This window comes from Streptomyces europaeiscabiei, assembly GCF_036346855.1.
GTDB lineage: Bacteria > Actinomycetota > Actinomycetes > Streptomycetales > Streptomycetaceae > Streptomyces > Streptomyces europaeiscabiei.
Window position 1 is genome coordinate 5931773 of sequence record NZ_CP107841.1, and the last position, 12017, is coordinate 5943789.

General features: G+C 69.9%; 4 protein-coding genes and 1 tRNA gene. All 5 read left to right on the forward strand.

What is annotated here, in order from left to right; all coding sequences use genetic code 11:
• Window positions 1–174: 174 nt before the first annotated feature.
• The 5 genes from tmk to OG858_RS26035 all read left to right on the forward strand — a co-directional run bounded on the left by tmk (window position 175) and on the right by OG858_RS26035 (window position 11883).
• Window positions 175–3531 carry a dTMP kinase gene (gene tmk, locus OG858_RS26015; protein WP_327724625.1) on the forward strand — a complete coding sequence of 1119 codons (3357 nt, stop codon included), beginning with the start codon at window positions 175–177 and terminating at the stop codon, window positions 3529–3531.
• A 439-nt stretch (window positions 3532–3970) separates the two neighbouring features.
• Window positions 3971–5176, forward strand: a complete 1206-nt coding sequence (locus OG858_RS26020) for a DNA polymerase III subunit delta' (RefSeq protein ID WP_327724626.1) — start codon at window positions 3971–3973, stop codon at window positions 5174–5176.
• 124 nt (window positions 5177–5300) lie between these two features.
• Complete coding sequence (locus OG858_RS26025) at window positions 5301–6887, forward strand: alpha/beta hydrolase (RefSeq protein ID WP_327744612.1); 1587 nt, start codon at window positions 5301–5303, stop codon at window positions 6885–6887.
• A gap of 122 nt (window positions 6888–7009) precedes the next feature.
• Window positions 7010–7086 (forward strand) — tRNA-Thr (locus tag OG858_RS26030).
• A gap of 1197 nt (window positions 7087–8283) precedes the next feature.
• Window positions 8284–11883 (forward strand): LamG-like jellyroll fold domain-containing protein, encoded by a 3600-nt coding sequence (locus OG858_RS26035; RefSeq protein ID WP_328544383.1) that lies wholly within the window; start codon window positions 8284–8286, stop codon window positions 11881–11883.
• The last annotated feature ends 134 nt before the right edge of the window (window positions 11884–12017 follow it).

Sequence of the window (12017 nt, forward strand, 5' to 3'; positions counted from 1 at the left end):
GCGCCCCTGCGCGTAGTTCTCCGCGCCCCCTTGGGGGCCGTGGCGCCGAGCGGTGGCTGGAATGGTCGCCTCGGCTTTGCCGAACGTGTGCGGGTTTTGTGCGACTTGGTTGTGCGGTGTGCGTGCGTTCGGGCGCTGCTTCGGAGTGTCGGTGGGTGCCGATAGGCTGAAAGCATGATGCGAGCCGAGCAGCCGACGGCCCACAACCCGGCCTCCGACGACGCCCTGGTAGCCGATTCCAGGGAGCGCGCCGTGCGGGCGCTGCTGCGCCGACCTCAGCTGAAACGGTTGTGGAGCGCACAGCTCGTGGGCGGTGTGGGCGATGTGCTCGCACTGTTCGTGCTGGTGCTCCTCGCCTTCCAGGCGGCGATCAGCGAAGGCTCCTTCGGCGGTGGATACCGGGGCGTCGCCCTGACGGTCGCGGCCGTCTTCGGTACGCGTGCCCTCGCGACCCTGCTCTTCGGAGCCGTACTCCTCGGGCCGCTCACCGCACTGACCGCGCAGGAGGGGCCGCTCGACCGCCGCTGGACCATGGTCGGCGCGGACGGGGTGCGGGTCCTGCTGCTGATCGTCGCGCCCCTGTGGATCGACTGGACGCCGGAGAACGCGCTCGCGGTGCTGCTGGTCACCGCGTTCGTGGCAGGTGTCGCCGAGCGGTTCTGGACGGTCTGCCGGGAGAGCGCGGCGCCCGCGCTGCTGCCCGCGCCGCCGCCCGAGGGAGCGACCGTACGGCCGCTCCCGGACCACATGGACGCGCTGCGGCGCCTGGCACTGCGTACGGGATTCGTCGCCGTGCCTCTCGCGGCCGCCGTCCTCGTCGTCGCGTCGCTGCTCAACAATCTGCTGGGCGCGGGCCTCGACTGGTTCGGACAGCACCAGGCCGCGCTGGCCTCGTACGTCGCCGCAGGGCTGTTCGCCGCCTCGCTGTCCCTGGTGACCTTCCTCGAACTGCCGAAGACACGCACCCCCCGCGCGCGGTCGCCGCTGGAGGGGCTGCGCCGGCCCAAGACCGGCACGGGTGTGGACAAGGGACGCACGGGTGCGATCCCGCTCCTGGTGCCGGCATGCGGGGCTGTCGCCGGTGCGGTCGCGGCCGCTGTCGCCGTCGCCGTGCTGCACGCCAAGGATCTGAGCGGCGGGCCGGTGCTGTACGGGCTGTTCGTCGCCGCGCTGACAGGTGGTGTGGTCGTCGGGATCCGTCGGGCGCCGTCCGTGCTGCCCTCGCTGTCCCGGCGCCGGCTGCTCGCCCTCGCGATCGCCTTCACCGGTGTCGCGCTGCTCGCCGCCGGACTGACGCCGGATGTCACGAGTGTGGTGCTGATCCTGGGGCTGGCCGGAGCCGGCGCGGGGATCGCCGCCAACACCGGGCACACTCTGCTCGACCAGGAGGCCGAGGACTTCCGTAGGGCGCGGACCACTGAGCATCTGCATGCCGTCGTACGGGTGTTCGTGGCGCTGGCGGTGCTCGTCGCTCCGCTGGTCGCCGCAGTCATCGGCCCGCACCGGCTGGAGAGCGGCAAGTTCGTGTTCGCGCACGGGGGTGCGGCGTTCACGTTGATGCTGGTGGGCGCGTTGCTGCTGCCGGTGGCCGCGCTGGTGCTGGCCAAGGTCGACGACCGGTCCGGGGTGCCGCTCCGGAAGGATCTGCGGGACGCGTTGCTGAAGGGCGACGATCCGGTTCAGGCGCCTGCCGGGACCGGGTTCTTCATCGCCCTGGAGGGCGGTGACGGGGCCGGGAAGTCCACCCAGGTCGAGGCGCTCGCCGAGTGGATCCGGGCCAAGGGGCACGAGGTCGTGGTGACGCGGGAGCCGGGGGCCACTCCGGTGGGCAAGCGGCTGCGGTCGATTCTGCTGGACGTGTCGAGTGCCGGGCTGTCGCATCGCGCTGAGGCGCTTCTCTACGCGGCGGATCGTGCCGAGCATGTGGACACCGTGGTGCGGCCCGCCCTGGAGCGGGGTGCCGTCGTCGTCTCCGATCGGTACATCGACTCGTCCGTGGCCTATCAGGGAGCCGGGCGAGACCTTTCGCCCACGGAGATCGCCCGGATCTCGCGGTGGGCGACCGATGGGCTCGTGCCTCATCTGACGGTGCTGCTGGATGTGTCGCCCGAGGCGGCGCGGGAGCGGTTCACCGAGGCGCCGGACCGGTTGGAGTCCGAGCCGGCCGAGTTCCACGAGCGGGTACGGGCGGGGTTCCTGACGCTCGCCGCCGCGGATGCCGGGCGCTATCTGGTGGTCGACGCCGCGCAGGATCCCGAGGCGGTGACCACGGTGGTCCGGGCCCGGCTCGATGTGATGCTGCCGCTGTCCGAGGCCGAGGTGAAGGCGCAGGAGGAGGCCCGGCGCAAGGCCGAGGAGGAAGCGCGGCGCAAGGCCGAGGAAGAGGCCGCGCGGAAGGCCGAGGAGGAGCGGCTGGAGCGGGAGCGTCAGGAGGAGCTCGCGCGGCTGCGGGCCGAGGAGGAGGAGCGCAAGCGGCGCGAGCTGGAGGAGGCTCAGCGGCGCGAGGCGGAGCGGCAGGCGGAGGAGGCCCGGCAGCGGGCCGAGGAAGCGCGTCGTCGTGCCGAGGAGGAGCAGGCGCGGCTCCTCGCTGAGGAGAAGGCCCGTGCCGAGGAGGAGGAACGGCGGCGGGTCGAGGAGGAGCGGCGTCGCAAGCAGGCCGCGGAGGAGCAGCGGTTGCGGGCGGAGGCGGAAGCGCTCCGCCTGGAGAAGCAGCGGAAGGCCGAGGAGGCGTTGCTCCGGGCCGAGGACGCTCGGCGGGTGGCCGCTGCGGCGGAGGCCGAGCGGGCGGCCCGGGTCGAGGCGGAGAGGGTCGCGGCGGAGAGGGCTGAGGCCGAGCGCGCGGCTCAGGCCGAGCGGGGAGCTCGGGCTGCGGCGGAGCGCGCCGCGGCGGCTGAGCGGGATGCCCGGGCTGAGCGGGATGCTGAGGCCGGGCGGAGTGCGGAGGCCGAGCGGGGGGCTGGGCGCGAGCGCTCTGCTGCTTCGCGGGGCGACGACGCGGTCACTGTGGCCACGCCGTTCGTGACGCCGACGAACGCGTCGGGTGGGCCTGTGGACGAGACGGCCGTGTTGCCTCCGGTGCGGGGGGATGGCCCTGGTGGGGCTGGGTCGTCTGGTTCTACGGGTACTGCGGGTTCTACGCGTTCGCATGGTGGGGCGGACTCTGAGACGACGGCGAAGCTGCCCAAGCCACCGGTGCCCTCTGCGGGGGCGGCTGCGGAGGATGAGACCACGGTACTGCCGCAGGTCCCCTCGGGGGCGGCCGACGAGACGGCTGTGCTGCCTCCGGTGCGGGACGATCGGGTGCCACCGGGCTATTTCCGGGACGAGCGGCCAGGACCCGACGGGGCGGAGGGCCGGACGCGGGAGCTCCCGCAGGTCGACGAGGAGGGTACGCCGCGTCGGCGGCCCCGGTCGGACTGGGCCGAGGAGACGCCGCTGGACGATCTGCCCACTCTGGCGGACGAACTGTTGGGGCCGCTCGGCGACGACGACACGGACGACGGGCGGGGCTGGCGGCGGCGACGCCGGTGAGCTGAGCCGGTTCGCGGGCTGTCGGTTCGCGCGCTGCTGGTTCGCGCGCTGCTGGTGAGCCGAGTTGCCGGTTCGCGTGCGGTTGCCTGTGGGTCGAGGCCGTGCCGGTGCGTCGGCCTGTCGCTTGGTGCGGTGTCGCTCGGATTGGAGCCGGGTGACTTCTCCGGGCCGCTGTATGCGACGGGATTGACGCACCGGCACGGCCCCTTCCGCGTGGGGCCGCCGTGCCGGCCGTGCATCGTGGCTGAGGCCCGTGTACGCCGACGCCCCAGCCCTACCCGGCTGGCCCGCCGACGTCAGCGAGCGATAACCGCCCCTGACCGGCCCCGGCACTCCCGGGCCTGGCACCGGAGGCGGGGGCCGGATGCGGGGCGGGTTGTCGGTGGGGTCGCGCACAATGGTGCGCGGAGAGGTCTTGTGGGACGGAGGGTGGTGGGTCATGGCCGTGTGGGACGACCTGGTGGGGCAGGAGCGGCTGAGTGGGCAGCTCGACGCGGCTGCCCGGGATGCGGACGCGATCGTCACGGCGGCTACGACGGGGACCGCGCCTCCGGAGGCGTCGAAGATGACGCACGCGTGGTTGTTCACGGGGCCGCCGGGGTCGGGGCGGACCACGGCGGCCCGTGCGTTCGCGGCGGCGTTGCAGTGTGTGAGTCCGGACCGGGCGCTGGGCGGAAGCCCGGGGTGCGGGTTCTGTGACGGGTGTCATACGTCGCTCGTGGGGACGCACGCGGATGTCAGCACCGTGGCGGCGGTGGGCACGCAGATTCTGGTCGACGACATGCGGGACACGGTGCGCAAGTCGTTCACGTCGCCGGCGAACGGGCGGTGGCAGGTGATCCTCGTCGAGGACGCCGAGCGGTTGAACGAGAAGTCGGCGAACGCGGTGCTGAAGGCCGTGGAGGAGCCCGCCCCGCGGACGGTGTGGATGCTGTGCGCTCCCTCGCTGGAGGACGTGCTGCCGACCATCCGGTCGCGGTGCCGGCATGTCGGGCTGCTCACACCGTCGGTGGACGCGGTCGCGGACATGCTCGTACGGCGGGAGGGCATCGAGCCGGAGGCGGCCGCGGTGGCTGCCCGGGCCACGCAGGGGCACATCGAGCGGGCCCGGCGGCTGGTCACCGATCCACGGGCTCGGGAGCGGCGGGCCGCCGTACTGAAGCTGCCGTTGCGGGTCGAGGACATCGGAGGGTGTCTCAAGGCCGCGCAGGAGTTGGTCGACGCCGCTTCGGAGGAGTCGAAGCAGCTGGCCGAAGAGGTCGACACCAAGGAGACCGAGGAGCTGAGGACGGCGATGGGCGCGGGGCAGGGCGGGCGTATGCCGCGCGGTACGGCGGGGGTGATGAAGGACCTGGAGGACAAGCAGAAGCGGCGGCGTACGCGGGCGCAGCGGGACAGCCTGGATCTCGCCCTGGCCGAGCTCACCGGGTTCTACCGGGACGTTCTGGTCCTGCAGTTGGGGTCGCGGGTCGCGCTCGCCAATGTCGAGGTGCGGGACAGCCTGGAGCGGATGGCGCGGGGCGGCACGCCGGAGTCGACCCTGCGGCGGATCGATGCGATCGCGGCCTGCCGCGAGGCGTTGGAGAGGAACGTGGCGCCCCTGCTGGCCGTGGAGGCGATGACGATGGCTCTGCGGGCCGGGTGACGTCACGGGGACGGCGTCCAGCGTTCGGGGGAGCGCGTGGAGCGTTTGGTTGACTGTGTCACTCGTACGAGGAGCATTCGTTGCTGTTCGTGATCAATTGAGTGCTTCTGGTTACGCTCGCGAGATGTACACCAGGCTTACTTCCCGGCCGAATCGATCCCTGCGGGTCGGCGGCGCGTTGCTCGCTGCCTTCGCGTTGCTCGCTGCGGGCTGCTCCTCCGGCGCTTCCGGTACGGCGACCACGGCGGCGGACGGGGAGCCCGCCCTCGGCGCGCTGCCCCGGGCGACTCCGTCGGTGCTGACCCCGTACTACGAGCAGAAGCTGAGCTGGCGCGACTGCGAGATCCCCGGTTTCCAATGCGCAACGATGAAGGCGCCGCTCGACTACGCGCAGCCCGGCGAGGGTGACATCAGGCTGGCCGTCTCGCGGAGGAAGGCGACGGGCCCCGGTGAGCGGCTCGGCTCGCTGCTGGTCAATCCGGGCGGGCCCGGTGGGTCGGCGGTCGGGTATGTGCAGGGGTACGCGGGCATCGGTTACCCGGCCGAGGTGCGGGCGCGGTACGACATGGTGGCCGTCGACCCCCGCGGCGTGGCCGGCAGCGAGCCGGTCGAATGTCTCACCGGGCGCCAGATGGACACGTACACGCAGACGGACCTCACCCCGGACGACACGGGGGAGACGGCTGAACTGGTCGCCGCGTACAAGCGGTTCGCGGAGGGGTGCGGGCAGCGGGCGCCGCGGCTGCTGCGGCATGTCTCCACGGTCGAGGCGGCCCGGGACATGGACATCCTGCGGGCCGTGCTGGGCGACGGGAAACTGACGTACGTCGGTGCCTCGTACGGGACGTTCCTCGGGGCGACGTACGCGGGACTGTTCCCCGAGCGCGTCGGCCGGCTGGTGCTGGACGGCGCGCTGGACCCGTCGCTGCCCGCCCATCGGCTCAACCAGGAGCAGACGGCGGGTTTCGAGACGGCCTTCCAGGCCTTCGCGAAGGACTGCGTGGGACGGAAGGACTGCGTGCTGGGGAGCACGCCCGCGCAGGTCGCCGAGAACCTGCGGGCGTTGTTCGAGCTGTTGGACGCGCGGCCGCTCCGGACCGGTGACGCCGGCGGCCGGCGGCTCGGAGAGTCCCTGGCCACGACGGGTGTGATCGCGGCGATGTACGACGAGAGAGCCTGGCCCCGGCTGCGCCAGGCGCTCACCGAGGCGGTCAGGAAGGACGACGGCGCCGCCCTGCTCGCCCTCTCGGACAGCTACTTCGAACGAGGCCCCGACGGCACCTACTCCAACCTGATGTACGCCAACGCCGCCGTGAACTGCCTCGACCTCCCGGCCGCCTACAACACCCCCGAGGAGGTCGAACGAGCCCTCCCCGAGTTCGAGAAGGCGTCCCCGGTGTTCGGCCGGGCCCTCGCGTGGGCGTCCCTGAACTGCGCCTACTGGCCGGTGAGGCCGACGGGCGGACCGCACCGTATCGAGGCGAAGGGCGCCGCCCCGATCATCGTCGTCGGCACCACGCGCGACCCCGCCACCCCCTACCGCTGGGCCCAGGCCCTCGCCTCCCAGCTCTCCTCCGCCCGCCTCCTCACCTACGACGGCGACGGCCACACCGCCTACGGCCGCGGCAGCGCCTGCGTCGACTCCGCGATCAACGCGTACCTCCTCCGCGGCACACCCTCGGCGGACGGAAAGCGCTGCTCAGCGTCCTGAACGCCGACCGCGGTGACGGCCCGTCCGGGCCCTCCCGCGGGGCTCCGACCCCTGGTTCGGAGCGCCCTGGAAACTGTGTAGACTTACCGACGTTGCTGACCGCACCATGGTGTGGACAGCGCGCCGCCTTAGCTCAGATGGCCAGAGCAACGCACTCGTAATGCGTAGGTCTCGGGTTCGAATCCCGAAGGCGGCTCCATGGTGAACCCCAGGTCAAGCCTTTGACCTGGGGTTTCTTGTTTCTGGTGACCTTGGAATTCGGGCCAATCGGGCACGTGTGGGCTGCGCATCGCAATGCGTGGGTCTGAGGTTTGCAGTCGGTGGCGGTCTTGCTCTGCAAGGCTGTGAACTGGTCTTTTGTGTCTTGTGGTCACTCTTCTTCGGGCTGTTCGAATTAGCGCGGTGGCCGTGTGGTGGCCGAGCGTGCAGACCGGCTCCCGGTTAACCGCGAGCTTGATGGTTCACAGGGGAACGGTGGTTGTGGCATCCCGACAGTGGGGGCGTGCTCTTTGGGCACTCCCAGGGGATGAGCCTGAACTTGGCTTTTACGTGTTGCGACTGCTGGATCCACGCGAACGGTCTCCGGGCGGACAGAGCGGTGGACAGCGGTGCGGGCAGCGGCCGAACCCCGCGATGAGGACTGTCTTGTCTGACCTTGGCGACCGTGGGCCCGTTGTCTCCCTGGCGTAGGTGGTTTTGGGCGTTTCGGTAGAGTTGCTCTGCCCCGCTGTGGTCGACTCGAATCGGATGAACGGGCTCTCGAGTCCGTGTGCACCTCGGCCGTTAGGTACTTGGTCCTGGCGGACCTGTTCTGCGGCCTGGGCGTCGAGGCTGACGTAACTGTCGGCCGCTGGGCTGAAGTCGGCGGCCCGGTCCACAGCCACCGCGTACCTGTCTCCACATGCCCCACTGCCTGGTATCTCGGCCGGGGCGGGCCGCCCGCTGGCCATGGCAGCGAGTAGGCAATAGCGGCCCTGCCAAAGGCGCGTCGCAGCCGCGATCTGCTCTGCGGAGATCCTGCGTCAGAGTCGGTGCTGCGCCGCCGGCTTCCCTGCCGCGTTTGCGCCCTGGTGTCGAGCGCGCCGCCGCGAGCCCGCACCCACCGCACCGTACGCGGCGGGTGCGGGCCACCGGCACCCACCGCGTACGCCAATACACCCGGCCGTCGCCAACTGCTACCGAGCCGGAGTGTCCTGGCTATGACCCAACTATCCCTCCGGTCACGGTCTCCACAACAGGGGGGAACCCCGGGGTGTGTGGTGGCTGCTTGCTAGGCGGCGCGCCGTAAGCGGAGTGTGAGATGACCGTCACTGAACAATCTTGGTAAAGATCCCCCCACCAGTTACCCTCCCTTCGTTCAACAAATAATCAAAAAATAAAGAACGCAGGGGGGAAGGTGCGACCAACCAGTCGCAACAGAGCCGTGCGGGGGGCGATGACCGTCGCCTCGGCCGTGCTGGTACTGGCGGGCGGCATACAGGCCGTCCCGGTCCAGGCGGCGGGCATGGACACGGGGGGTTCCAGCACTCCGGCTGACGAGGGGGCGCGGGGCAAGGAGTTCTGGGAGGATGACGCGCTTCCGGCCGCCACACCCGAGCAACGCGCTTCTGAGAAGGCGGTCGCCTCCGGCAAAAGCGTGGAGATCGGCGAGTTGACGTCGTCGACCAGCCGGGTGGTAGCCAATCCCGACGGGACATTCACCGCCGAAACGGCGGCCTCGCCCGAGCGGGTCCTCAAGGCCGGTAAGTGGACTGATGTCGACACCACGCTCGTCACCCGCCCGGACGGCGGCCTCGCACCGCGCGCCGCCGAGAACATCCGCTTCTCCAGCGGCGGCACCGGCGAACCGCTGGCCCGGATGGTGACGGCCGGCAAGGAGTACGCGGTGTCGTCGCCGTGGGCGTTGCCGAAACCGGAGGTCGACGGCTCGTCGGCCGTGTACCGGTCGGTGCTCCCCGACGTGGACCTCGCCGTGCAGGCCCACCCGGACGGATTTACGTACCACTTGGTGGTCCACAGCCGTGCGGCCGCAGCCAACTCGGCCCTGAAGAAGGTGAGTTTCCCGGTCGAGGCCGAGGGACTGTCCGTGCGCACGGACGACTCCGGCGCGGCCACCTTTGTCGACGGCTCGGGGCATGCCGTGATCTCCAGTGGGTCGGCTCTTATGTGGGACGCAGGCACGACCACTGCGAAGGCCGGCAGCGCGGCGCAGACCACCTCCACGGTTTCCGCGTTCGCCGCGGAAACCGCTGCCGATACCCTCGGCGCGAGTGCCCGGTCCCGTACGGCTGTCATGGACACAGACGTCACCAACGATGCCCTCTCCATCGTTCCGGATCAGGACTTCCTTGCCAGCAGCGCGACTTCGTACCCCGTCGTTCTCGATCCGCCGGCGGTCAAGGCGACCCTGACAGGGTGGACGGCTCTGTGGTCCAACTCGCCGGGCACCAGCCTCTGGAAGACCAAGCACGCGCTGGGCGTGGGCTACGACGCGTTCGTGGACAACAAGAAGTCGCGTTCGCTCTTCCAGTTCGACACCCGTAGGGTGGCCGGCAAGAAGATCGTGAACGCGACCTTCACGCCGTACGCGATCTGGTCTGCGAACTGTGTGAAGCACGACGTCGACCTCTATCGCACGAGCCAGATCTTCTCCTCGACGACGTGGAACGATCCCCCGAAGTGGCTTGCGAAGGTCGACACGGTCTCCGCTGCCAAGGGCCACTCCTCCGACTGCCCGGACGGAGACATCGAGTTCGACGCCACGGCGGCCGTCGCGCACACCGCGAAGGCGAAGGACACTCTCACCACACTTGGACTGCGGGCCGACGAGGGCGATCCGATCGCGTGGAAGCAGTTCCTGTCTCCGCTGGACCCCGACGCCACGTCTTCCCGCAAGCCCCGGCTGTCGATCACCTACGTGACTCCGCCGAGCAGCAAGCCCTCATCGGTGAAGATGTCCGATCCCAAGGTCTCCTGCTCTGCTTCTTCCGCCCCGGCGCAGATTCGGGACACCACTCCGCGACTGACTGCGACACCGACATCCAGTGACGCCTCCAACGCCTCGCTGCGCCCCAACTTCGAGTTGTACAAGGGCAGCAGCACCACGGAGACCTCGCTGAAGCCGTCCACGTGGACGGACAGCGGCACGGCCGGAACGGTGGTTCCGGCGGCGTTGGATCAATCGGTCACCTACAAGTTCCGCGCCCGTACCGAGTACAAGTACACCTGGCAGGGGGACTCCCACTCCCTGTTCGGGCCCTGGTCGAGCTACTGCTACTTCAAGGTGGACTCCAAGGGACCGCCGGTACCGAAGGTGTCCTCGACCGTGTACAAGGAGTGCGGCGGCACGATTTGTGAGGCCGCCGACCCGGAGCTGGGCAGCGTCGGCATGACCGCCGGCTTCAAGATCGACGCGGGTACCAGCGACGTACGCCGCTACGACTGGTGGCTCAACGGGGCGAAGCTGGGCAGCAAGACGTTCACGGCCAACACCTCGACGTACGAGATCGAGGCAGCGCCCGACAAACGGCTCACCAACACCCTGCGGGTGCAGACCTACGACGGGGCGGGGAACCCGAGCGCCCACTACGACTACCTGTTCAAGGTGGCAAAGGGCTCGGATCCCGTGGCGAGCTGGAAAATGGACGACGGCAGTGGCGCCACTGCCGCCGACAGTTCGGGCAAGAACCGGCCGCTGGCGCTGACCTCGGCGGCCTGGACGGACAAGGCACGGCTCGGTGGCGGACTGCGAGCCAACGGCACGAGCAGTGCGGGCTCCAGCAGCACATCAGTTCTGGACACCACCAACAGCTTCACCGTCTCCGCCTGGGCCCGGCTGACCGCGAAGGACCACATCTCCACCGTGGCCACACAGAGCGGGACCCGGATGGGTACCTTCCAGATCTACTACTCGCAGACGTATGACCGTTGGATCTTCAACCGGTACTCGGCCGACACTGACGATCCGACGATCGTCCGCGCGGTGTCCAAGAAGCCGCCGGTCGTGGGTGCGTGGACCCATCTGATGGGTGTGTACGACCACAACAAGAAGCAGATCCGTCTGTATGTCAACGGACAGCTCCAGGCGACCGCGGAGTTCACCACTCCGTGGGCGGCGAAGGGCTCCTTCGAGGTCGGCCGCATGAAGGGATCGGGTACGTACTCGTCCTGGTTCGAGGGCGACCTCGACCAGGTCCAGGTCTGGGACCGTGTGGTCTTCGGGAACGAGATGTGGTCGATCGCCAACACGCTGAACCCGGCGAACGGCAGGACAGAGCCCGCGCTTCTCGCCAACTGGGGCTTCGACGAGGCATCCGGCGCCACAGCGGCGGACGCCACCGGCCGGGGCAACGCGCTCCAACTCCAGACGGGCGCGGCCTTCGCCGCGACCGAGGATCCAGCCCACGGCAATGTCCTGGAACTCGACGCCGAGAAACTGGGCAGGGCCACCTCCACCGTCGCGCTGGACGAGTCCGGCAGCTTCAGTCTGGCCGGCTGGGTCAACCTGGCCGCCCAGTCGGCGCTTGACGACACCACCGTCGCGCATTCCCCGAGCGTCTTCTCGCACCCGGGTGCCGAGCGGAACTCGTTCCGTCTCTGGTACCGCCAGGAGGCGGGCCAGTCCATCGGTGACTGGAACTTCGGCCGGTACGAGACGGACGTTCTGGGCGGCCCCGCCGTCGCGGCTGTCTCGGACGAGGTCAACTCGCCCGGTGGCTGGGTGCACGTCGTCGCCGTCTTCGACGCGGTGAACAAGTCCATCCACCTCTATGTGTCCGGGCAACGGCAGGGCGACGAGGACGGCGTCCTGAGCGAGGAAGTCTTCCAGCCCACTGGCCCTCTGATGGTCGGCGGCGCACGTCGTCACGACAACGGAGAGTGGGGCAACGCCCTGCCCGGCCAGCTCGACGACCTGCGCGTGTACGCCGGTGTCCTGTCCGACGACGAGATCACGCAGCTCGCGACGGTTGACGAGCCTCCGGTGCCCGTCGAATAACCCCTCCCTTCCTCCTCTCCAGCGGCGTACCGGGCCACGGGCCCGGTACGCCCTCACAACTCAGAATCCAGGAGCACCCCCCAAGTGTTGTCCAGGAACAGCTCACTGCTGCCCAAAAGATGGGCATGGAGCAG